The sequence below is a fragment of the Mesorhizobium sp. WSM4904 genome (genome assembly GCF_029674545.1).
Lineage (GTDB): Bacteria > Pseudomonadota > Alphaproteobacteria > Rhizobiales > Rhizobiaceae > Mesorhizobium.
Map to the genome: position 1 here is coordinate 991,675 of NZ_CP121354.1, position 20,485 is coordinate 1,012,159.

Annotated in this window: 19 protein-coding genes; 15 read left to right on the plus strand and 4 right to left on the minus strand. The window is 65.0% G+C overall.

The window, feature by feature from the left end:
* Nucleotides 1–25 precede the first annotated feature (25 nt).
* The 7 genes from sucD (at nucleotide 26) to lpdA (ending at nucleotide 8,807) form a co-directional block, all read left to right on the plus strand.
* The gene (sucD, locus tag QAZ47_RS04715) at nucleotides 26–928 is read left to right on the plus strand and encodes a succinate--CoA ligase subunit alpha (protein ID WP_278205829.1); all 903 of its coding nucleotides are present in this window, start codon (nucleotides 26–28) and stop codon (nucleotides 926–928) included.
* 127 nt (nucleotides 929–1,055) lie between these two features.
* The gene (locus QAZ47_RS04720) at nucleotides 1,056–4,043 is read left to right on the plus strand and encodes a 2-oxoglutarate dehydrogenase E1 component (protein WP_278205830.1); all 2,988 of its coding nucleotides are present in this window, start codon (nucleotides 1,056–1,058) and stop codon (nucleotides 4,041–4,043) included.
* Nucleotides 4,044–4,113: 70 nt separating this feature from the next.
* Nucleotides 4,114–5,397: a 2-oxoglutarate dehydrogenase complex dihydrolipoyllysine-residue succinyltransferase gene (gene odhB, locus QAZ47_RS04725; protein ID WP_278205831.1), complete on the plus strand. Its 1,284-nt coding sequence runs from the start codon at nucleotides 4,114–4,116 to the stop codon at nucleotides 5,395–5,397.
* A gap of 16 nt (nucleotides 5,398–5,413) precedes the next feature.
* On the plus strand, nucleotides 5,414–6,118 hold the full coding sequence (locus QAZ47_RS04730; protein WP_278205832.1) for a DUF4241 domain-containing protein: 705 nt from the start codon (nucleotides 5,414–5,416) through the stop codon (nucleotides 6,116–6,118).
* A gap of 29 nt (nucleotides 6,119–6,147) precedes the next feature.
* Nucleotides 6,148–6,624 (plus strand): hypothetical protein, encoded by a 477-nt coding sequence (locus QAZ47_RS04735; RefSeq protein ID WP_278232680.1) that lies wholly within the window; start codon nucleotides 6,148–6,150, stop codon nucleotides 6,622–6,624.
* On the plus strand, nucleotides 6,621–7,376 hold the full coding sequence (locus QAZ47_RS04740) for an SDR family oxidoreductase (protein WP_278205834.1): 756 nt from the start codon (nucleotides 6,621–6,623) through the stop codon (nucleotides 7,374–7,376). The genes QAZ47_RS04735 and QAZ47_RS04740 overlap by 4 nt, the downstream gene beginning before the upstream one ends.
* 24 nt (nucleotides 7,377–7,400) lie before the next feature.
* The gene (gene lpdA / locus QAZ47_RS04745) at nucleotides 7,401–8,807 is read left to right on the plus strand and encodes a dihydrolipoyl dehydrogenase (RefSeq protein WP_278232681.1); all 1,407 of its coding nucleotides are present in this window, start codon (nucleotides 7,401–7,403) and stop codon (nucleotides 8,805–8,807) included.
* Nucleotides 8,808–8,882: 75 nt separating this feature from the next.
* Here the strand turns inward: lpdA and QAZ47_RS04750 are convergent, their stop codons facing one another.
* From QAZ47_RS04750 to QAZ47_RS04760, 3 genes are all read right to left on the minus strand, one after another.
* A complete protein-coding gene (locus QAZ47_RS04750) occupies nucleotides 8,883–10,262 on the minus strand; it encodes an IS4 family transposase (protein WP_278232682.1) in 1,380 nt (459 codons plus the stop codon).
* 578 nt (nucleotides 10,263–10,840) lie between these two features.
* Nucleotides 10,841–11,905, minus strand: coding sequence for a TraB/GumN family protein (locus QAZ47_RS04755; RefSeq protein ID WP_278232683.1), 1,065 nt, complete (start codon nucleotides 11,903–11,905; stop codon nucleotides 10,841–10,843).
* A 312-nt stretch (nucleotides 11,906–12,217) separates the two neighbouring features.
* Nucleotides 12,218–13,156, minus strand: a complete 939-nt coding sequence (locus QAZ47_RS04760) for a tyrosine recombinase XerC (protein WP_278232684.1) — start codon at nucleotides 13,154–13,156, stop codon at nucleotides 12,218–12,220.
* Between the two features lie 196 nt (nucleotides 13,157–13,352).
* Here QAZ47_RS04760 and rimM point away from each other — a divergent pair, with 196 nt between their 5' ends.
* Both rimM and trmD read left to right on the plus strand, forming a co-directional pair.
* The gene (rimM, locus tag QAZ47_RS04765; RefSeq protein ID WP_278232685.1) at nucleotides 13,353–13,949 is read left to right on the plus strand and encodes a ribosome maturation factor RimM; all 597 of its coding nucleotides are present in this window, start codon (nucleotides 13,353–13,355) and stop codon (nucleotides 13,947–13,949) included.
* Nucleotides 13,946–14,647, plus strand: coding sequence for a tRNA (guanosine(37)-N1)-methyltransferase TrmD (gene trmD / locus QAZ47_RS04770; protein ID WP_278232686.1), 702 nt, complete (start codon nucleotides 13,946–13,948; stop codon nucleotides 14,645–14,647). The genes rimM and trmD overlap by 4 nt, the downstream gene beginning before the upstream one ends.
* Here the strand turns inward: trmD and QAZ47_RS04775 are convergent.
* Nucleotides 14,629–15,381 (minus strand): sulfite exporter TauE/SafE family protein, encoded by a 753-nt coding sequence (locus QAZ47_RS04775; RefSeq protein ID WP_278232687.1) that lies wholly within the window; start codon nucleotides 15,379–15,381, stop codon nucleotides 14,629–14,631. The two genes, trmD and QAZ47_RS04775, sit on opposite strands and share 19 nt — an antisense overlap.
* 307 nt (nucleotides 15,382–15,688) lie before the next feature.
* On the opposite strand from QAZ47_RS04775, the gene rplS reads away from it, so the two are divergent.
* The 6 genes from rplS to QAZ47_RS04805 all read left to right on the plus strand — a co-directional run bounded on the left by rplS (nucleotide 15,689) and on the right by QAZ47_RS04805 (nucleotide 20,206).
* A complete protein-coding gene (gene rplS / locus QAZ47_RS04780) occupies nucleotides 15,689–16,207 on the plus strand; it encodes a 50S ribosomal protein L19 (RefSeq protein WP_278077800.1) in 519 nt (172 codons plus the stop codon).
* Nucleotides 16,208–16,523: 316 nt separating this feature from the next.
* Complete coding sequence (locus QAZ47_RS04785) at nucleotides 16,524–16,958, plus strand: organic hydroperoxide resistance protein (RefSeq protein ID WP_278232688.1); 435 nt, start codon at nucleotides 16,524–16,526, stop codon at nucleotides 16,956–16,958.
* Nucleotides 16,955–17,455 carry a MarR family transcriptional regulator gene (locus tag QAZ47_RS04790; protein WP_278232689.1) on the plus strand — a complete coding sequence of 167 codons (501 nt, stop codon included), beginning with the start codon at nucleotides 16,955–16,957 and terminating at the stop codon, nucleotides 17,453–17,455. Before QAZ47_RS04785 ends, QAZ47_RS04790 begins: the two co-directional genes overlap by 4 nt.
* Before the next feature lie 173 nt (nucleotides 17,456–17,628).
* A complete protein-coding gene (locus QAZ47_RS04795; RefSeq protein WP_278232690.1) occupies nucleotides 17,629–18,426 on the plus strand; it encodes a transporter substrate-binding domain-containing protein in 798 nt (265 codons plus the stop codon).
* 260 nt (nucleotides 18,427–18,686) lie between these two features.
* Nucleotides 18,687–19,499 carry an amino acid ABC transporter permease gene (locus QAZ47_RS04800; RefSeq protein WP_278232691.1) on the plus strand — a complete coding sequence of 271 codons (813 nt, stop codon included), beginning with the start codon at nucleotides 18,687–18,689 and terminating at the stop codon, nucleotides 19,497–19,499.
* Nucleotides 19,500–19,570: 71 nt separating this feature from the next.
* Complete coding sequence (locus QAZ47_RS04805) at nucleotides 19,571–20,206, plus strand: class I SAM-dependent methyltransferase (protein ID WP_278232692.1); 636 nt, start codon at nucleotides 19,571–19,573, stop codon at nucleotides 20,204–20,206.
* Nucleotides 20,207–20,485 lie beyond the last annotated feature (279 nt).

Below are 20,485 nucleotides of genomic sequence, written 5' to 3' on the forward strand. Positions count from 1 at the left end.
GCTGAATTCAGAGGCGTTCTCTCCCATGTCCATTCTCGTCGACAAGAACACCAAGGTTCTCGTGCAGGGCCTGACCGGCAAGACCGGCACGTTCCATACCGAGCAGGCGCTGGCCTATCACGGCACCAAGATGGTGGGCGGCATCCACCCGAAGAAGGGCGGCGAGACCTGGACCGGCTCGAAGGGCGAGACCCTGCCGATCTTCGCTTCCGTCGCCGAGGGCAAGGAAAAGACCGGCGCCAACGCCTCCGTCGTCTATGTGCCGCCGGCGGGTGCGGCCGAGGCCATCATCGAGGCGATCGAGGCCGAGATCCCGCTCATCGTCTGCATCACCGAAGGCATCCCGGTGATGGACATGGTCAAGGTCAAGGCACGGCTCGATCGCTCGAAGTCGCGGCTGATCGGCCCGAACTGCCCGGGCGTGCTGACGCCCGACGAATGCAAGATCGGCATCATGCCCGGCAACATCTTCCGCAAGGGCTCGGTCGGCGTTGTTTCCCGCTCGGGAACGCTTACCTATGAAGCAGTCTTCCAGACCACCAATGTCGGCCTCGGCCAGACCACCGCGGTCGGCATCGGCGGCGACCCGGTCAAGGGCACCGAGTTCATCGACGTGCTCGAAATGTTCCTCGCCGACGACGAGACCAAGTCGATCATCATGATCGGCGAGATCGGCGGCTCGGCCGAGGAAGACGCCGCGCAGTTCCTCAAGGACGAGGCCAAGCGCGGCCGCAAGAAGCCGATGGCGGGCTTCATTGCCGGGCGCACGGCGCCGGCCGGCCGCACCATGGGCCACGCGGGCGCGGTGATCTCCGGCGGCAAGGGCGGCGCGGAAGACAAGATCGCGGCGATGGAATCGGCCGGCATCAAGGTTTCGCCGTCGCCGGCGAGGCTCGGCACGACGCTGGTCGAGGCGATCAAGGGTTAAGGGAGTAGGGGAGTAAGGCAGTAGGGGAGTAGGGAAAGATGGCGGCAGCACGTGCCCTACTCCCTTACTCCCCTATTCCCCTACTCCCCTCCAACTAAGGAGACGGAGCCAGGCTCCGCAGACGAAAATGGCAAGACAAGATCAGGCCAACGACCAATTCTCGCTCACCTCGTTCCTCTATGGCGGCAACGCCGACTACATTGACGCGCTCTACGCCGCCTATGAGGACAATCCGGCCTCCGTCGATCCGGAGTGGCAGGATTTCTTCGCGGCGCTGAAGGACGACGCTGGCGACGTTCGCAAAAACGCCACCGGCGCTTCCTGGGCGAAGCCCTCCTGGCCGCTGCAGGCCAATGGCGAGCTGGTCTCGGCACTCGACGGCAATTGGGGCCTCATCGAGAAGCACATCGAAAAGAAGGTGAAGGAAAAGGCGGTCGTCAACGGCGCGGCCCTTTCCGACGCCGACGTGCACCAGGCGACGCGCGATTCCGTGCGCGCCATCATGATGATCCGCGCCTACCGCATGCGCGGCCATCTGCACGCCAAACTCGATCCGCTGGGCATCGCCAATCCGCTCGAGGACTATAACGAGCTGTCGCCGGAAAATTACGGCTTCACAACAGCCGACTACGACCGGCCGATCTTCCTCGACAATGTGCTGGGCCTCGAGTTCGGCACCATCCGGCAGATGCTGGATATCCTCACCCGCACCTATTGCTCGACGCTCGGCGTCGAATTCATGCACATCTCCGATCCCGAGGAGAAGGCCTGGATCCAGGCGCGCATCGAGGGCGCCGACAAGGAGATCACCTTCACCGCCACCGGCAAGAAGGCGATCCTGTCGAAGCTGATCGAGGCCGAAGGCTTCGAGCAGTTTATCGACGTCAAGTACAAGGGCACCAAGCGCTTCGGCCTCGACGGCGGCGAATCGCTGATCCCGGCGCTGGAGCAGATCATCAAGCGCGGCGGCCAGCTAGGCCTGAAGGAAGTCGTGCTCGGCATGGCGCATCGCGGCCGCCTCAACGTGCTTTCCCAGGTCATGGCCAAGCCGCACCGCGCCATCTTCCACGAGTTCAAGGGCGGCTCGGCCGCGCCCGACGACGTCGAGGGCTCTGGCGACGTGAAGTACCATCTCGGCGCCTCGTCGGACCGCGAGTTCGACGGCAACAAGGTGCACCTGTCGCTGACCGCCAATCCCTCGCATCTGGAGATCGTCGACCCCGTCGTGATGGGCAAGGCGCGTGCCAAGCAGGACCAGCTCGCCGGCCGCGAGCGCGGTGAGATCGTGCCGCTGTCGGAGCGCGCCAAGGTGATGCCGCTGCTGCTGCATGGCGATGCCGCCTTTGCCGGCCAGGGCGTCATCGCCGAGATGTTCGGGCTCTCCGGCCTGCGCGGTCATCGCGTCGCCGGCACGCTGCATTTCATCATCAACAACCAGATCGGCTTCACCACCAATCCGCGCTTCTCGCGCTCGTCGCCCTATCCGTCGGATGTGGCCAAGATGATCGAGGCGCCGATCTTCCACGTCAACGGCGACGATCCGGAAGCGGTGGTGCACGCCGCGAAGGTGGCGACCGAATTCCGCATGAAGTTCCACAAGCCGGTGGTGGTGGACATGTTCTGCTACCGCCGCTTCGGCCACAACGAAGGCGACGAGCCGTCCTTCACGCAGCCGATCATGTACCGCAACATCCGCAGCCATAAGACGACGGTGCAGGTCTATGCCGACCGGCTGATCGCCGAAGGCCATATCACCCAGGCCGAGGTCGACAAGATGCGGGCCGACTGGCGCGCGCATCTCGAGTCTGAGTTTGAAGTCGGCCAATCCTACAAGCCGAACAAGGCCGACTGGCTGGACGGCGCATGGTCGGGCCTGCGCACGGCCGACAACCAGGACGAACAGCGCCGCGGCAAGACCGCGGTGCCGGTCCGCACGCTCAAGGAAATCGGCAAGAAGCTGACCGAGGTGCCGAAGGATTTCGAGGCGCACAAGACGATCCTACGCTTCCTCGAGAACCGCCGCCAGGCGATCGAATCCGGCGAAGGCATCGACTGGTCGACGGCCGAGGCGCTGGCCTTCGGCGCCATCCTGCTCGACGGCAACCCGATCCGCCTCTCCGGCCAGGATTCGGAGCGCGGCACCTTCTCGCAGCGCCATTCCGTGCTCTACGACCAGCGCGACGAGACCCGCTACATCCCGCTCAACAACCTGTCGGCGGCGCAGGCCGGCTACGAGGTCATCAACTCGATGCTCTCGGAAGAGGCCGTGCTCGGCTTCGAATATGGCTACAGCCTGGCCGAGCCGAAGGCGCTGACGCTCTGGGAAGCGCAGTTCGGCGATTTCGCCAACGGCGCCCAGGTGGTGTTCGACCAGTTCATCTCGTCCGGCGAGCGGAAGTGGCTGAGAATGTCGGGCCTGGTCTGCCTGCTGCCACACGGCTACGAGGGCCAGGGGCCGGAGCATTCGTCGGCACGCCTCGAGCGCTTCCTGCAGCTCTGCGCCGAGGACAACATGCAGGTCGCCAACGTCACGACGCCGGCTAACTATTTCCACATCCTGCGCCGGCAATTGAAGCGCGACTTCCGCAAGCCGCTGATCCTGATGACGCCGAAGTCGCTGCTGCGCCACAAGCGGGCGGTGTCGACGCTGTCGGAGATGGCGGGCGAAAGCTCGTTCCACCGGCTGTTGTGGGACGACGCGCAGCTGTTGGCCGACCAGCCGATCAAGCTGGTCAAGGACTCCAAGATACGCCGCGTCGTGCTGTGCTCGGGCAAGGTCTATTACGACCTCTACGAGGAGCGCGAGAAGCGCGGCATCAACGACATCTACCTGCTGCGCGTCGAACAGCTCTATCCGTTCCCGGCCAAGGCGCTGATCACCGAGCTGTCGCGCTTCCGAAATGCCGAGATGGTGTGGTGCCAGGAAGAGCCAAAGAACATGGGCGCCTGGTCGTTCATCGACCCCTATCTCGAATGGGTGCTGGCGCATATCGACGCCAAGCATCAGCGGGTGCGCTATACCGGCCGGCCGGCCTCGGCCTCGCCGGCGACCGGACTGATGTCGAAGCATCTCAGCCAGCTCGCTGCCTTGCTCGACGACGCGCTTGGTGAATAGGCAGGCCTTGGGCGAATAAGCAGACCCGAACGAAACAGATCTCAAGAAGAGAAGAGAACGGACAGGCACAATGGCTACCGAAATCCGCGTCCCCACTCTCGGCGAATCCGTCACCGAGGCGACCGTCGGCAAGTGGTTCAAGAAGGTCGGCGACGTGATCGCCGCCGATGAGCCGCTGGTCGAGCTCGAAACCGACAAGGTGACGGTGGAGGTGCCTGCCGCGGGCGCCGGGACGCTCTCCGAGATCACCGTCAAGGAAGGCGAGACGGTCAATGTCGGCGCGCTGCTCGGCTCCATTTCCGCCGGTGGCGAAGCGGCTGCTCCCGCCGCCGCCAAGCCGCACGCGGTGGCGCAGGCCTCGAGCCCAGACGCCGCCTCCACGACCAAGCAGGCCGCGGCCGAAACCGCCAAGGTTGCCGGCGGCGGTGGTCCGATCGAACAGCGCACCATGCCGCCGGCGCCGGCCGCGGCGAAGCTGATCGCCGAGCACAATCTCGCTGTCGACCACCTGCCGGGTTCGGGCAAGCGCGGCCAGGTGCTGAAGGGCGACGTGCTCGATGCGATCGCCAAGGGCGCGCCCTCGCAGCCGGCCGAGACGCCGAAAGCGGCACCTGCTCCCGTCGCGGCCCGCGCGCCGTCGACGACCGACGACGCCGCGCGCGAGGAGCGCGTGCGCATGACGAAGCTGCGCCAGACGATCGCGCGGCGGCTGAAGGAGGCGCAGTCGACCGCCGCCATGCTCACCACCTTCAACGAGGTGGACATGAGCGCGGTAATGGCGCTGAGGGCGAAGTACAAGGACGTGTTCGAGAAGAAGCACGGCGTGAAGCTCGGCTTCATGGGCTTCTTCACCAAGGCGGTGACACACGCGCTGAAGGAGATCCCGGCCGTCAATGCCGAGATCGACGGCACCGACATCATCTACAAGAACTTCGCCCATGTCGGCGTCGCCGTCGGCACGGACAAGGGCCTGGTGGTGCCGGTGGTGCGCGACGCCGACCAGATGTCGATCGCCGAGATCGAGAAGGAGATCGGCCGGCTCGGCCTCGCCGCGCGCGACGGCAAGCTGTCGGTCGCGGACATGCAGGGCGGTACGTTCACGATTTCCAATGGCGGCGTTTACGGGTCGCTGATGTCGACGCCGATCCTCAACGCGCCGCAGTCCGGCATCCTCGGCATGCACAAGATCCAGGAGCGGCCGATGGTGGTCGGCGGCCAGATCGTGATCAGGCCGATGATGTATCTGGCGCTCAGCTACGACCACCGCATCGTCGACGGCAAGGAAGCGGTGACCTTCCTGGTGCGCGTCAAGGAAAGCCTGGAGGATCCCGAGCGGCTGGTGCTCGATCTGTGATCGGAGCTGGTCCGCAATGAGCGGCTGGTCAGATGCCTTACGCCGATTCCTTCGGCGTGGACGCGTCTGGCTTTTCTCCGACTTGCCCGTGGTCGCTTCGCCCGCCGATTGGGGCGCCTCCGAGATCAGCAGCAATCTCGGTGTCTTCGCTCTCAGCGATGGGGAAATGGCACAGCGACAGATCGGTGCTATCACGATCGGTGAGCTTGAGTTGCCAACCGGCGAAATCGTCGCCTGCGATCCGTTGATCACTGGATTGGGACGGCCTCCGTTCAGCCGTAAGGTAAAGCCGGGACGCTATCCGGTCATACTGCTTCAAGTGCGGGGCACCGTTGCCGTGGCGGCGTTGCGATTCGGCTCTGGCTTGCCGGTGCGGTGGGAATTGGCCACTTTCGCCCGCGATCGCCCGTCGGCCTATGAGTTTGAGTTTATCGTTGATGACGCGGTTGCGTCGTTTATCGACAAGTCGGTCCTGACGCTAATGTCTGACCAAGAGGAACTTGACGATTATCTAGCTGACGTCGCGTGCACTATCGACAGGTTTTGTATCGCTAGTCCGCTTGAAGGCAACCCGATCAATGTAGCCATGTTCGACACTGGCTATGGCGACGGCGCGTATCGGTCTTTCTGGGGGTTGGACGCATCCGGCGAACCACTGCTCCTGATGACCGACTTCGAAGTGCTCGAAAACGCCGATGGCCGTAACGAGGCCGATCGATGAGGATACTTGCCTCACTCATAATCCGGTGGATGGCTAGATCGGCGGTTTTGTTGTCGGCTTCCGCCGCACAGGCCGCCTGCCCGATCCAGCTCGCCGTCTATGGCGAGGCGAAAAGCGGGGCCGAGATCGACTTCACCCCAGCCGGCACCTCGGCGACGATCACCAACAGCTTCCGCATGATCCTCGACAACAATGTCGTGCTCGACGGCATCGCGATGTGGACCGAGGGCTCCGCCTCGCGCCCGCACGGCTCGCTGATGTACAAATGCCCGACCGGCGACGTCACCGGCGAGGAGCTTGCCGCCTGCACGGTCTGGGAAGGCGTGATCTACAGCGCCGATGACAAGGGCACCCTCGGGCTGCTGCCGGCCGAGGGCACCGACGCGCCGAAAAGCCTGATCTTTCCCGATCTCGGGCCGTCGCTCGAAATGTCGGCCGCTTACGGTCCCGCCGGCTTCTCCAAGGTGCCGTGGGACGTCTTTGCGCTGAAAGGCTGCCAGGAATGAGCACCGACAACAAGACGCTGCTGGTCACCGGCGGCAGCCGCGGCATCGGCGCCGCCATCTGCCGGCAGGCAAACCAGGCCGGCTATCGCGTTGCGGTCAACTATGTCTCCAACCAGGCTGCGGCCGAGGCGCTCGTCGCCGAGCTCCAAGCCGCGGGCGGCGAGGCCTTCGCGGTCAAGGGCGATGTCGGCAGCGAGGCCGATGTCGTGGCGATGTTCGAGGCGGTGGACCGCGCCTTCGGCCGGCTCGACGCCTTCGTCAACAATGCCGGCATCGTCGACGCCAAGGCGCGTGTCGACGCGATGAGCGTCGAGCGTGTCGAGCGCATGATGCGCATCAACGTCGTCGGCTCCTTCCTCTGCGCGCGCGAGGCGGTGAAGCGCATGTCGACCCGCCACGGAGGCCAGGGCGGCGCCATCGTCAACATCTCGTCCGCCGCTGCCAGGCTGGGCTCGCCCGGCGAATATGTCGACTACGCCGCCTCCAAGGGCGCGATCGACACGCTGACGATCGGGCTCGCGCGTGAAGTCGCGCTCGAAGGCATTCGCGTGAACGCGGTCAGCCCCGGCATCACCGAGACCGAGATCCATGCCTCGGGCGGACAGCCCGATCGCGTGGCGCGGATGCAGGACATGCTGCCGATGAAGCGCGCCGGCACGGCCGATGAGGTCGCGAGCGCGGTTCTCTATCTTCTGTCGGACGCGGCCTCCTATATAACGGGCGCGATCCTCAATGTGAGCGGCGGCCGCTGAAGGCCAGACCAGAAGGACACCATCATGGCTTATGACGTCGTAATCATCGGATCGGGGCCGGGCGGCTATGTTTGCGCCATCAAGGCGGCGCAGCTTGGCCTGAAGACGGCGGTGGTCGAGAAGAACGCCACCTTCGGCGGCACCTGCCTCAACATCGGCTGCATCCCGTCGAAGGCGCTGCTCCACGCCTCCGAGATGTTCGCCGAAGCTGCGCATGCCTTCGACACGCTGGGCGTCGAGGTCGGCGCGCCGAAGCTCAACCTCAAGAAGATGCTGGCGCACAAGGATGCGACCGTGGCCTCGAACGTCAGCGGCGTCGCCTTCCTGTTCAAGAAGAACAAGATCGACAGTTTCCGCGGCACCGGCAAGGTGATCGGCGCCGGCAAGGTGTCGGTGACGGGCGACGACGGCAAGGTCGAGGAGATCGAGACCAAGAACATCGTGATTGCCACCGGCTCCGACGTCGCCGGCATTCCGGGCGTCAAGGTCGACTTCGACGAGAAGGTGGTCGTGTCCTCGACCGGCGCGCTGTCGCTGGCCAAGGTGCCCGCCAGCCTCGTGGTGGTCGGCGGCGGCGTCATCGGGCTGGAGCTCGGCTCGGTGTGGGCCAGGCTCGGCGCCAAGGTCACGGTCGTCGAGTTCCTCGACACCATCCTCGGCGGCATGGACGGCGAGGTCTCGAAGCAGTTCCAGCGGCTGCTGTCCAAGCAGGGTTTCGAGTTCAAGTTAGGGGCCAAGGTCACCGGCGTCGCCAAGTCCAAGAAGGGCGCCAGCGTGACCTTCGAGCCGGTCAAGGGCGGCGCGGCGGAAACCATCGAGGCCGATGTCGTGCTGGTCGCGGCCGGGCGCCGCCCCTACGCCGACAGCCTGGGACTGAACGAAGCGGGCGTCGAAACGGACGAGCGCGGCCGGGTCAAGACCGACGGGCATCTCAGGACCAGCGTGCCCGGCATCTATGCCATCGGCGACGTCATCGCCGGACCGATGCTGGCGCATAAGGCCGAGGACGAGGGCGTGGCGGTGGCCGAGATGATCGCCGGCCAGGCCGGCCACGTGAACTATGACGTCATCCCGAGCGTCGTTTATACCAGCCCGGAAATCGCCTCCGTCGGCAAGACCGAGGAAGAGCTGAAGAAGGCCGGCATCGACTACAAGGTCGGCAAATTCCCGTTCAGCGCCAATGGCCGCGCGCGCGCCATGCTGCACACCGACGGCTTCGTGAAGATCCTTGCCGACAAGGCAAGCGACCGCGTGCTCGGCGTCCATATCGTCGGCTTCGGCGCCGGCGAGATGATCCACGAAGCGGCAGTGCTGATGGAATTCGGCGGCTCCTCGGAGGACCTCGCCCGCACCTGCCATGCGCACCCGACCATGTCGGAAGCGGTGAAGGAAGCGGCGCTGGCGACGTTCTTCAAGCCTATCCATATTTAGCTGCGCTTGGCGCCGAACCTCCACTGCTTTCGTCATCCTAGGGCGAAGCAAGGAGCGAAGCGACGCGCGTAGACCCTAGGATCCATGCCGTGACGCTAAGGCGTTGCAACGGTTGCGTAATTTTGCGCTGTTGCGCTCTGCGGCAACGGTTTCGGCATGGATCCTCGGGTCAAGCCCCATAGGCGCTAACTTAGCAATCGATGTGCGATGGCGCGTCGTCGTCGGGGTGGTTCGCGCAAGCGGTGGAGCAGCAGGTCGAGGGAGATCAACCTGGTAGGCCCCAGTAATACAGCCATCGAGATGTTGGAGATTGCCAAGGCCACGAGACGCCAGATCGGCAGGGCGGATCGGTTCAGGCGGCCAGGGGAGAGAGTCCGGCGCCTCGGGATCGAGGGCCGGCAGGTCATCTTCGGCCAGCAGGGCGGCCAGCAGAGCGGTGTTGATCCACAGGCGAGCCAGGTCGGGATCCTTTGCGCGGAGATCTTCCAGACCCACCAGCGACTTCATGCGTTTGAACGCCAGCTCGATCTGCCATCGCAGACGATAGGTCGAGGCGAGCCGCTCAGGCGGCCAGTCATCCGGCGGCAGCGATGTCAACAGCACCAGATAGCCGGCCATCTCGATGCCGGCCTGGCTGGGTTTGTATCTCGCCTTGGCCGCCAAACGGCGCGCCGCTCGTCTGGCCTTCTCAGCCGCCTCGGGCGGCATGGGCAGGATCACCACCCGAGCGGGTATCGCGACCCTGGACTTGCCGTCCTGGACGCCCACCGAAAGATCGAGCACGCCCTTCTTGCCCGCTTCACGGCACAGCGCCAAGCGATCCAATAGCCGGCCTTGGCCATCCAGCAGGCGTGGATAGTTTGAAGGGGCACGAACCAGAAAATCAGCCCCTGCCTCGATTACCCGAGCCAGATCGTCGGCTTTGGCGTGGGCACGGTCGGCGATCCGAAGCTCTCCAGCCCTGGCGCCGCGCGACAGCCGCTCGGCTTCATGGCGATCCGTGACCTCCACCGAACAGAGCTTCAGCGTTGCAAGATCGAACACCGTGTGCACCATCCAATAAACCCGCTTGGGACCAGGCGGCGCAACTACCGTGGCGTCCACCGCCATCATCCGCAGGCCTCCGTACAAGCCGGCGAAGGCTTCGGGGCAGCGCTCGGCAAGCAATTCCGAAACCAGGCCGCCCACCCAATCAGCACTGGCCTTCAGACGCTTCAGCATCGCCACGTCGGACATCGACGCCACTCCCCGCTGCTCGGCCCAACCAGCCAGCATCCGAAGCGAGAAGCGACCCAGCACATAGGCAAAACACAGCCGCAGCAGGTCAGCAGCGCTAGCCACCTGCCGTTTGCGCAGCAGCGCCCCAGCCTCCCGCGCGCTGGTCTCCAACTCTTCCGCCGAGCCCAATCGTCCGACCAGCTCGTCCCAATCCAACGCTTGCAGCGAATCGCTCATAACCACGGTGAATCACTCACCACGATCACCGTCAAGCCTAAGTTAGCGCCTATGGGGTCAAGCCCGAGGATGACGAAGGCGCGGTTACCCGAAACAAAACGGCCCGCCTTTTGGCGGGCCGTTTGTCGTTGAGCTGTAGCTTGTTATTGAGCCGGCGCAGGTGCTGGAGCTGGTGCGGGAGCAGGCGCAGGTGCCGGAGCCGGAGCCGGGGCTGGCGCGGGCGCCGGAGCAGGTGTTGCGGGCGCCGGTTCAGGGGCCGGGGCCGGCGTGGTGGCGGCCGGCGGCTCGGCGGGCGCCGGGGCCTTTTCGCCGCCGCTTCTGCCAAAAACATAATACGCAACGATGGCCAGGATAATGACAACAAGGGCGATCAGCCACCCGCTGCCGCCGCCACCCGACGAGGGAGGGGTGCTCGGAGGGGTGAAGGGGTCGTTAGGGTTCGCCATGAAACGTGTCCTCCTTGGAAAGAAAGGCTTCAATCAACAGCCATCAAACGCGCAACCCTGAATTGGGTTTCACGCGGGCGGGCGGAAAGCGCTGAAAAACCGGCGTTTTCAGTCCGCCAGCCGCCAGACGACTCAGTTGACGGCGGTAACAGTATACCCCGCCTTGCGGAAATCTTCGACCAGTCCGTCAGGACCGGGCAGATGCAGCGCGCCGACCGCCATGAAGGCATTGCCCTTGGCCAGAATCGGCATGGCGTGGTCGACCATCACCTTATTGCGGCTGGTGATCATGGTCTGCTCGAAAGCGGCATAGTCGGCCTGGTCGTTCCCGGCATCAGGCAGCACGGCGCGGAACAGCGGCCAGAACATGCCGACCTCGCCGCGCTGGTAGAGCACGATCATCGTCTCGTTGACGTCGTTCACCTTGTCGCCGAGCTTCAGCGTCTCGACCAGCCCCTTCATGTGGTACGAAAGCGGCAGCGAGGCCATGGCGCGCAATTGGTCGGCGGCGGTTTCCAGTCCCTCGACGTCCTTTCCCGACGCCTTGGCGTCGGAGGCCAGCTTGACGTCCAGCACCGGCGCGCCGGCTGCCTGGCGTGCCACCTCGCAAGCCGGCAATGCCACCATGGCCGACAGGATCCATGGCTTCATCTTGGCGACGGTCAGGGGCGGGATGCCGCGTGCGTCGAGCCCCTTGTTCAGCACGGCCGCGTCTTCCGGCGACAGCAGCGAGGACAGCGTCGTGTTGTCGGTGAACATCATCAGGCCGGGCTCGGCGGCCATGGCGGCCATCATCTTGGCCTTGTCGAGGGCGTCGGTGGTTTCGATGATGATGGTGCCGGCGCCGTCATAGGCCTTCCGCGCGGCGGCCGGCAGCGTGGCGACGCGCGCGTCGGTCATATGCATGGTGCCGAAGAGATAGGACGGCGTTTCGCCCGGTTTCTCCAGCTTCCACAACAGGCTCTTGCCGTTCGGAACGGCGGCCGCCTCGGCCTCGATCTTCTCGAAGGCGGCGGGATCGCTCTTTGCAAGACCTGCCAGCAGATCGGTGCCGGCGCAGGCGGGAGCTTCGGCATGCGCCCTGCCGGCCAGCAGCAGGACGACGAGGAATGACAAGAAAAACAGCACGTTGAGTGCTGCAAGCAGCTTCAACGATACGAGAGCCGCGCGGTCGGCGATGGCGATGACGCGTTTCATGAGGAGCTTCTTAACCGCCAAAAGCGGCAAAACCGTTAATCGGCGGAATGAAATTGTTTGAGGTGTGGTGAGTTGTCGGATGGAACGCCCTTGGTGGTAAGCGGAAACGCCCATCGGGGTCGTCATCAACGGGCGGAGCAAGGAGCGAAGCGACGCCGCGCAGACCCGAGGATCCATTCCGAGACGTGAGCCGTGGAATGCGACGATGCAGAATCCTACACCGTTGCGAAGCGTCGAGGTCATGGCATGGATACCAGGGTCTCCGCGACGGAGCTCCGCTCCTGCTTCGCCCTGGTATGACGAAGTCTGGGTTCATGCCCTTGGATGAGCGGATTCGTAGATATCCAGCAGCCTTGCAGTGTCGACGCCGGTATAGACCTGCGTGGTCGACAGGCTGGCATGGCCGAGCAGCTCCTGGATGGTGCGCAGGTCGCCGCCGCGGCCAAGCAGGTGCGTGGCGAAGGAATGGCGCAAGGCATGCGGCGTGGCGGTGTCGGGCAGGTTCAGCGCCGAGCGCAGCTTCGCCATCTCGCGCTGCAGGATCGCCGGGTTGAGCGGTCCGCCGCGTGCGCCGCGGAACAGCAGCTCCTTCGGATCGATATGGAAGGGACAGAGCCGCCGGTATTCGGCGACCGCACGTGACGCCACCGGCAGCACCGGCACCAGCCTTGTCTTGCCGCCCTTGCCGGTGATGCGCAGCACGGTTTCGGTTTCCGTGGCGAGATCGGCGCCGGTCAGGCCGAGCGCTTCCGAGATGCGCAGGCCGGAACCATAGAGCAGCGTCAGCACGGCGGCGTTGCGGGCGGCGATCCATGGCTCTTCCGCCAACTGGCCTTCCACGGCCACGACCTGTTTCGCATCGCTCGCGGTCAGCGGCTTGGGCAGCGATTTCGGCTGACGCGGCGCGCGCAGCGCTGCCGCACCTGCCGCGTTGGCGAGACCGCGCTTTTCGAGAAAGCGCAGCAGCGAACGGATGCCCGCCAGGCCGCGGCCGAGCGTGCGGGCGCCGGCGCCGTCATTGCGGCGCGCGGCGAGGAAGCCGCGCAGATCGGCAGGCCGCAGGTCGGCGATGTCGGCGATGCCGGGCGGGCCGCCGCAATGTGCCGTCAAAAAATGCAGGAACTGGCGCGTGTCGCGCTCATAGGCTTCGACCGTCTCCGGCGAGAGCCGGCGCTCGCGCGCCAGCGTCTTCAGCCAGGTTTCGCGCGCCGCCTGAAGGTCGGGCTTTGCCGGGATGAGGAATTCCTGCATGGCCGCATTTTCCGCCCGGCAGGTTAGGAAGCGGTGAAGAGGCGATCATTGAAATGGCGACTTGAGGGCGTTAGAGCAGTTCAGCGATTGGTAAAATCGCTGAACTGCTCCAGCTATTGTTTTTTCGCAATTCCGACCGGAAAACCGTTACACACTTTTCCTGGAATTGCTCTAGAGCAAGGCAAAGGATCCGCCGATGTCCAAGCTCCAGAACCCCGTACAGATGGCTGTGATCGGTGCCGCGCACGGCATCAAGGGCGAATTGCGGGTGAAGACCTTCACCGGCGATCCGCTGGCGCTGGCCGATTACGGGCCGCTCTACGCCAAGGACGGCCGCGCCTTCCAGATCCTCGATATCAGGCCGGCCGGCACGGTGGTCGTGGTGCGCCTCAAGGGGGTCAACGACCGCAACGCCGCGGAGGCGCTTGCCGGCACCGAACTGTTCGTCGACCGTTCGGTGCTGCCGGACGATGGCGAGGAGGACGAGTTCTACCATGCCGACCTCATCGGCCTGGAGGTCAGGGACGAAACCGGGGCCATCGGCAGGGTTGTCGCCGTTCACAATTTCGGCGGCGGCGACATACTCGACGTCACGCTCGCCGGCCGCAAGGGCGTCCTGATCCCGTTCACGCAAGCCGCCGTGCCGCATGTGTCGATCGCCGACGGTTTCGTCCAGGTCGATCCGCTGGCGGCGGGGCTGGTCGACGACGAGGAGAGCGAGGCGACGGGCCATTCCGACTTCGATCCGAAGGGCAGGCCGCGCGGACCGAAGGATGCCGGGGGCAACCGGTGAGCTTCGCCGCCTCGGTGCTGACGCTCTATCCCGAAATGTTTCCGGGCGCGCTCGGCCTGTCGCTCGCCGGCCGGGCGCTGGAAACCGGCACCTGGTCGCTGGAGGCGATACAGATCCGCGACTTCGCCACCGACAGGCACCGCACCGTCGACGACACGCCGGCCGGCGGCGGCGCCGGCATGGTGATGCGCGCCGACGTGCTGGCCAAGGCCATCGACCACGCCTCGCCGCCGGGCGATCCGCGTCCGCGTCTTTTGATGAGCCCGCGCGGCAGGCCGCTCACGCAGTCCCGGGTGCGGGAATTGGCCGCCGGGCCGGGCGCCGTCATCCTTTGCGGCCGCTTCGAGGGCGTCGACCAGCGGCTGATCGAAGCGCGCGGCCTGGAAGAAGTCTCGATCGGCGATTTCATCCTGTCGGGCGGCGAGCCGGCGGCCCTGGTGCTGCTCGACGCCGTGGTTCGGCTCTTGCCCGGCGTCATGGGCAACGCCGTCTCCGGCGAGGAGGAAAGTTTCGAGAACGGCCTGCTCGAGCATCCGCACTACACACGGCCGCAGGAATTCGAGGGCAGGCCGATCCCGGACGTGCTGATTTCCGGCAATCACAAGAAGATCGCGGAGTGGCGGCGCGCCGAGGCCGAGAAGCTGACCAGGGAACGGCGGCCGGATCTGCTGGCGCCAGGTCAACCCTTGGTAAAATAGTAGAAGGCCAAAAGCAGGCCGACGGCGACGACGAAGCCGCGCACGACGCCTTGCGGCACGCGCTTGGCGATCCACACCCCGGCATAGCCGCCAAGCGCCACGCCCGGGATCATGACGATCGCCTGCGGCCAGGCGACGACGCCTCCGGAAACGAAAACCAGGATGGCGACAATCGCGATCACGATGGACAGCATGTTCTTCAACGCGTTCAGGCGGTGATAGTCGCCGGCCTGGGTGATGCCGAGGGTGGCCAGCATCATCACGCCCATGCCGGCGCCGAAGAAGCCGCCATAGACCGCGGTTGCGAACTGAGCGAGCGAACCGGCAAGCGAGCCGACCGAGGCCTGATGCTCCGGCCCGGCCGCCGGCTTCAGCCATGGCCCGGCGGCAAACAGGGCGGTGGCGGCGATGAGCAGCCACGGCACCAGGGCCCGGAACGATGGATTGTCGAGCGCCAGAAGGATGAGCGAACCGGCCAGCGCACCGCCAGCCGAGATCAGGCAAAGCAGCAGGGCGCCGCGCCAGAAATGCCGGATATCGGTCCAATAGGCGAGCGTCGAGGTGATGTAACCCGGCAGTTGCGTCACCGAGGAGGTGGCGTTGGCGACGATCGGCGGCAGGCCGACCAGCGTCATGGCGCCGAAGGTGAGGAAGGTGCCGCCGCCGGCGACCGCGTTGGCGGCGCCCGAGGCAAAACCCGCGAGGAAGAGCAGGACGGCATCGAAGAACGTCATTGAGGGGAGGCCCAGAAAGATCACTTTTCCGGCTTAGAAAGCTCGTTAGCTTCGCGCAACCCGGCAGGGCGGCAATAAGATGGTGCCATGGCCGCAAAAAATACGCCTCAAAGGCGTGACAAAGCGGCGAAATAGCTGTATGTGGCCGCCCGAACCGGGAGAACGATCTTCTGGACCCGTCAACAATGGCGGTGTAGCCGTCCCTGCCCAATGCTTTCGGCAAAGGGCATAGCCGAGCGGTCATTGGAACTGCAAGGCGAGCCGAGGACGCTCTGACTGTCGGAAGAACAAGAAGTGGATATTTGAGATGGATCTCATCCGTCAGCTCGAGGCCGAGCAGGCCGCCAAGATCGAAGCCAAGCGCAAGCTTCCCGAATTCCAGCCCGGCGACACCGTGCGCGTCCAGGTGCGCGTCACCGAGGGCAGCCGCACCCGCGTCCAGGCTTATGAGGGCGTCGTCATCGCCCGCTCCGGCTCCGGCTTCCAGGAGAATTTCACCGTCCGCAAGATTTCCTACGGCGAAGGCGTCGAGCGCGTTTTCCCCGTCTACTCGCCGATGGTCGAGGGCGTCGAGATCGTGCGCCGCGGCAAGGTGCGCCGCGCCAAGCTCTATTACCTGCGCGACCGTCGCGGCAAGTCGGCCCGTATTTCGGAAAACACCGGCGTGCGCGCCCGCAAGCTGAACGATGAAGAGCGCGACGCGCTGAACGCCGAACGCGCCCGCATCGAGGCCGAGAAGGTCGCCGCCGCCGAGGCGCTGGCCGTCGAGAAGGCCGCGCAGGACGCCGCCGAGAAGAAGGCCGCCGAGTCCGCGTCGGCCGAGTAAGGTTCTTCAACAGACATGTTTTGGAAAGGCGGCTTCGGCCGCCTTTTTCATTGTGCGGTACCCAACGTCGTCATTCCAGGGCGAAGCAGGAGCGAAGCTCCGTCGCGGAGACCCTGGAATCCATGCCGTGACCTTGATCGTAGAGTGCAGCGGAGCAGAATTCTGCACCGTTGCGGCGTTTCGAAGTCACGGCATGGATCCTCGGGTCTGCGCTGCGTCGCTTCGCTCCTTGCTCCGCCCGTGGATGACGAAGACAGGTTGACATGCATTTATCTTGTACACTAAATAATCGCGTACAAGATAAATGGAGATCGATATGTCAGCACTCTACACCACCCAGGCTCGCGTTGTCGGTGGCCGCGCGGGCCATGCCGAGACCAGTGATGGTTTACTCAAACTCGATCTGGCGATGCCGAAAGAGCTCGGCGGGCAGGGTGGCGCCACCAATCCCGAGCAGCTTTTCGCGGCCGGCTATGCCGCTTGCTTCGAAAGCGCCATCCGCTTCGTGGCGCGCAAGAAGAAGCTGCCGCTCGAGGATGCCGCGGTGACAGCAACCGTCAGCCTCCATCCGAACGACCAGGGCGGCTTCAGGCTGGGTGTCGCGCTGGCGGCGGAGACGAAAGGCCTTGATCAGGTGAGCGCGGAGGCGCTTGTATCGGAAGCGCACCAGGTCTGCCCCTATTCCAACGCCATCCGGGGCAACATCGACGTGGCGCTTTCCACGGTGGCGCTTGCGGTAAAGGCGGCATGACGACGAAGATCGAAACCAGACCCGGGGATGTCCCGGCGGATGCCGCCGGGACGATTGCCGTTCCGCGTCTCGACCAGCAGCTCTGCTTCGCGCTCTATTCGGCGAGCGGGCTGATGACCAGGCTCTACCGGCCGCTGCTCGATCCGCTCGGCCTCACCTATCCGCAATATCTGGCGATGCTGGCGCTGTGGCAGCGCTCACCCATGACCGTCGGCGAGCTCGGCGAGGCGCTGGGTCTGGATTCGGCGACGCTGACGCCGCTGATCAAGCGGATGGAGGCGGGCGGCCTCGTCACCCGCCGGCGCGATGCCGCCGACGAACGCCGGGTGCTGGTCGAGCCGACCGCCAGGGGCCAGGCGCTGCGCGCCAGCATGAAGGATGTCCAGGCGGCGCTTGCCTGCAGCATGCCGCTTGAACGCGCCGAGCTCAAAGCCCTGCACGGCACGCTTACCCGGCTGGTCGCGGGATTGCGCGAGGCCGCCGCCGATCAGGACTGATCCCGGCAACGTCCGTTCTCGAATTCACCTCTCGGAAGCATTGGAATCCACATCGACGCGGGGAATGCCGCAGCGGACCGGCTTGCAAGGCGCTTGCGGCAAGCTAAAGTCGGCGCCGGTTTTTCTCTTGGCGCACCGGGATCGTGCGGCCAATCACGTTCGGGGAGTTTGTCATGATCAAGTCGAAACTGCTTCTGGCCGGCCTGCTGGCCTGCCTTCTCGCGCCCGTCGCCGTGCTCGCCGATACGCTGCCCGATCTCGGCGGCAAGAAGGTCGTGGTGGTGACGGAGAACGCCTATCCGCCGCTGCAGTTCATCGACAAGAAGACCGGCAAGCAGATCGGCTGGGAATATGACGCCATGGACGAGATCGCCAAGCGACTGAACTTCAAGGTCGAGTACCAGAACACCTCCTGGGACGCGATGATCCAGGCGGTTTCCGACAACCAGTACAACATCGGCATGACCGGCATCACCATCAAGGATGACCGCAAGCAGAAGGTGGACTTTTCCGACCCCTATATGCGCTCGGAACAGTTCATGCTGGTGCGCGGCGATGAAAATCGCTTCACCGACGCCAAGACTTTCGGCGCCTTCAAGGACGGGCTGATCGGCGCCCAGCCGGGCACCACGCCCTTCTACACCGCGGTCTACAGCGTTCTCGACGGCAACGAGCAGAATCCGCGCATCAAGCTGTTCGAGACCTTTGGCGCGACCGTACAGGCGCTGAAGTCCGGCGACGTCGACGTGGTGCTCACCGACGGCACTGCCGGCAAGGGCTATGTCGACGCCTCCGAAGGCAAGCTCAAGCTGATCGGCGGACCGCTCGGCACCGAGGATTTCGGCTTCATCTTCCCGAAGGGCTCCGACCTGGTGAAGCCGGTCAACGCAGCGATCGCCGCGCTCAAGGCCGACGGCACGCTGGATGCGCTGAACAAGAAGTGGTTCCTTGACTACAAGATGGGGCAGTAGGCGCTTTTGCTGGCGGCACTGGTTGTGCAGGAAATCGCGCCGGCTTGGCGCTTGAGCACCCCCCTCTGTCCTGCTGGACATCTCCCCCTCAAGGGGGGAGATCGGACGTCGCGCCGGCTTTCGCTAATCTCCAACGCTGCAGAATGGGCGGTGAGGCCGAAGCTGCCAATCTCCCCCCTTGAGGGGGAGATGTCCGGCAGGACAGAGGGGGGTCTCATAGAGCGCTGCCATCGCAAAAACGGCCGCGATGGCATCGCCTGATGCCAGCGCCCGCATCCACCGCCAAACCCGAATTCCCCTGGTGGCTGGCGGCCGCGGCCGTCCTCGCCTTGGCTGCGGCGCTGGCGATCGCCGCGAGCAATCTCTATGCCGAGGTGTTCGCCACCGTCGCCAAGGGCATCGGCATCACCGTCTTCGTCACGGTGGTTGCTTTCGCGCTGGCCTCGGCGCTCGGGCTGGGCATCGCGCTGATGGCGTTGTCCGGCTCGCGGTGGCTGCGGCAGATCGCCCGCTTCTATGTCGAGATCATCCGCGGCGTGCCGATCCTGGTGCTCCTGTTCTGGATCGCCTTTGCCGGCGCGCCGGCCTTCGTCGCGGCGTGGAACGCGTTGACGGCGCCGCTGCAAAGCGCGGGCTTCCTCGGCGAGCTTCTGGTGCGCGACATCTCGCTTCTATGGCGCGCCATCATGGCGCTGACCATCGGCTATTCGGCCTTCATCTCGGAGGTGTTCAGGGCCGGCATCCAGTCTGTCGAGAAGGGTCAGATCGAAGCGGCCAAGGCGCTCGGGCTGACGCGCGTCCAGCGTTTCCGGCTGATCGTCTTTCCGCAGGCGATCCGCACCATCCTGCCGCCGCTCGGCAACGACTTCGTCGCCATGGTCAAGGATTCATCGCTGGTCTCGGTGCTGGGCGTCGCCGACATCACCCAGCTCGGCAAGATCTATGCCGCCGGCTCCTTCCGCTTCTTCGAGACCTACTCGATCGTCGCCTATATCTATCTCATCCTGACCGTCGGCCTGTCGCTGGCGCTCAGGGGGCTGGAGCAGCGGCTGCGCCGGCAGCATGAGGAATAGCCCGCGGGGGCAGTCCGCGCTACTATCCGGGCTTATCCTGTTCGATACGTGTCCGTGGAGGAACCGGCCCCATGAATTTCGACAAGGCCAATGCGGCGCTGGATTCCGTCTACACGGCCGAGACGCCGGAAGCGCTCGCCAAGGCCTATGCCGAATGGGCGGCGACCTATGACAGCGAGACCGCCTCGCTCGGCTATCTCCTGCCTTTCCTCATCACCGCCTGGGTGGCGCGCCACGTGCCTTCGGGCGAAGGCCCGTTGCTCGACGTCGGCTGCGGCACCGGCTTGTCGGGGCCGTCGCTCAAGGCGCTTGGCTATGACGCCATCGCCGGCCTCGACCTTTCCGACGACATGCTGAAGCTCGCCGGTAGCCGCCGGGCATATAACGAGCTGAAGAAGGCGATGCTCGGCGGCCCGCTGCCCTGGCCTGACGGGCATTTCCGCGCCTTCTTCTCGACCGGCGTCTTCACCATCGGCCACGCGCCGGCCGCCGGCCTGCACGAGCTGGTGCGCATCACGAAGAGCGGCGGCCACGCCATCTTCACCGTGCGCGACCAGGTTTTCGAGAGCGGCGGGTTTCAAGCGGTGTTCGACGAATTGGAGCGTGCAGGGAAATGGCGTCTCGTCGAGCAAAGCCCGTGGTTCCGCTGCTACGCGATCGGCGACCCGGAAGCGCTGGTGAAGACGTTTGTGTTCGAGGTGATGTGAGCGGTGAGTTCGCCGACCCTGGCTCCCTTCCTCTTCCTCCGGAGGGGGGAGAGGTGGCGCTGCGAAGCAGCGACGGAGTGGGGGACGGCGGTCCTCAAATGCGCCGCCGCTGACAAATCCGCACAAGAGCCTCAATCAGGGCGATTGCCCCGACTTGAATAAAACGCCTGAGCCGGTCGACCCCCACTCCGTCGAGCTTTGCTCGACACCTCTCCCCCGATCGACGGGGGAGAGGAAAGGCGCGAGTTCGCCGACCTTGGCGCTCTGCCTTTGCCCTCT

Excerpts from the sequence above, each read along its gene's own strand:
- QAZ47_RS04785 (WP_278232688.1), top strand. The coding sequence starts at position 16,524 with ATGTCAGCACTCTACACCACCCAGGCTCGCGTTGTCGGTGGCCGCGCG.
- rplS (WP_278077800.1), top strand. The coding sequence starts at position 15,689 with ATGGATCTCATCCGTCAGCTCGAGGCCGAGCAGGCCGCCAAGATCGAA.
- lpdA (WP_278232681.1), top strand. The coding sequence starts at position 7,401 with ATGGCTTATGACGTCGTAATCATCGGATCGGGGCCGGGCGGCTATGTT.
- QAZ47_RS04720 (WP_278205830.1), top strand. The coding sequence starts at position 1,056 with ATGGCAAGACAAGATCAGGCCAACGACCAATTCTCGCTCACCTCGTTC.
- QAZ47_RS04775 (WP_278232687.1), bottom strand. The coding sequence starts at position 15,381 with ATGACGTTCTTCGATGCCGTCCTGCTCTTCCTCGCGGGTTTTGCCTCG.
- QAZ47_RS04800 (WP_278232691.1), top strand. The coding sequence starts at position 18,687 with ATGCCAGCGCCCGCATCCACCGCCAAACCCGAATTCCCCTGGTGGCTG.
- QAZ47_RS04790 (WP_278232689.1), top strand. The coding sequence starts at position 16,955 with ATGACGACGAAGATCGAAACCAGACCCGGGGATGTCCCGGCGGATGCC.
- QAZ47_RS04730 (WP_278205832.1), top strand. The coding sequence starts at position 5,414 with ATGAGCGGCTGGTCAGATGCCTTACGCCGATTCCTTCGGCGTGGACGC.
- QAZ47_RS04750 (WP_278232682.1), bottom strand. The coding sequence starts at position 10,262 with ATGAGCGATTCGCTGCAAGCGTTGGATTGGGACGAGCTGGTCGGACGA.
- rimM (WP_278232685.1), top strand. The coding sequence starts at position 13,353 with ATGTCCAAGCTCCAGAACCCCGTACAGATGGCTGTGATCGGTGCCGCG.
- QAZ47_RS04740 (WP_278205834.1), top strand. The coding sequence starts at position 6,621 with ATGAGCACCGACAACAAGACGCTGCTGGTCACCGGCGGCAGCCGCGGC.
- QAZ47_RS04795 (WP_278232690.1), top strand. The coding sequence starts at position 17,629 with ATGATCAAGTCGAAACTGCTTCTGGCCGGCCTGCTGGCCTGCCTTCTC.
- odhB (WP_278205831.1), top strand. The coding sequence starts at position 4,114 with ATGGCTACCGAAATCCGCGTCCCCACTCTCGGCGAATCCGTCACCGAG.
- QAZ47_RS04735 (WP_278232680.1), top strand. The coding sequence starts at position 6,148 with ATGGCTAGATCGGCGGTTTTGTTGTCGGCTTCCGCCGCACAGGCCGCC.
- sucD (WP_278205829.1), top strand. The coding sequence starts at position 26 with ATGTCCATTCTCGTCGACAAGAACACCAAGGTTCTCGTGCAGGGCCTG.
- QAZ47_RS04805 (WP_278232692.1), top strand. The coding sequence starts at position 19,571 with ATGAATTTCGACAAGGCCAATGCGGCGCTGGATTCCGTCTACACGGCC.
- QAZ47_RS04755 (WP_278232683.1), bottom strand. The coding sequence starts at position 11,905 with ATGAAACGCGTCATCGCCATCGCCGACCGCGCGGCTCTCGTATCGTTG.
- QAZ47_RS04760 (WP_278232684.1), bottom strand. The coding sequence starts at position 13,156 with ATGCAGGAATTCCTCATCCCGGCAAAGCCCGACCTTCAGGCGGCGCGC.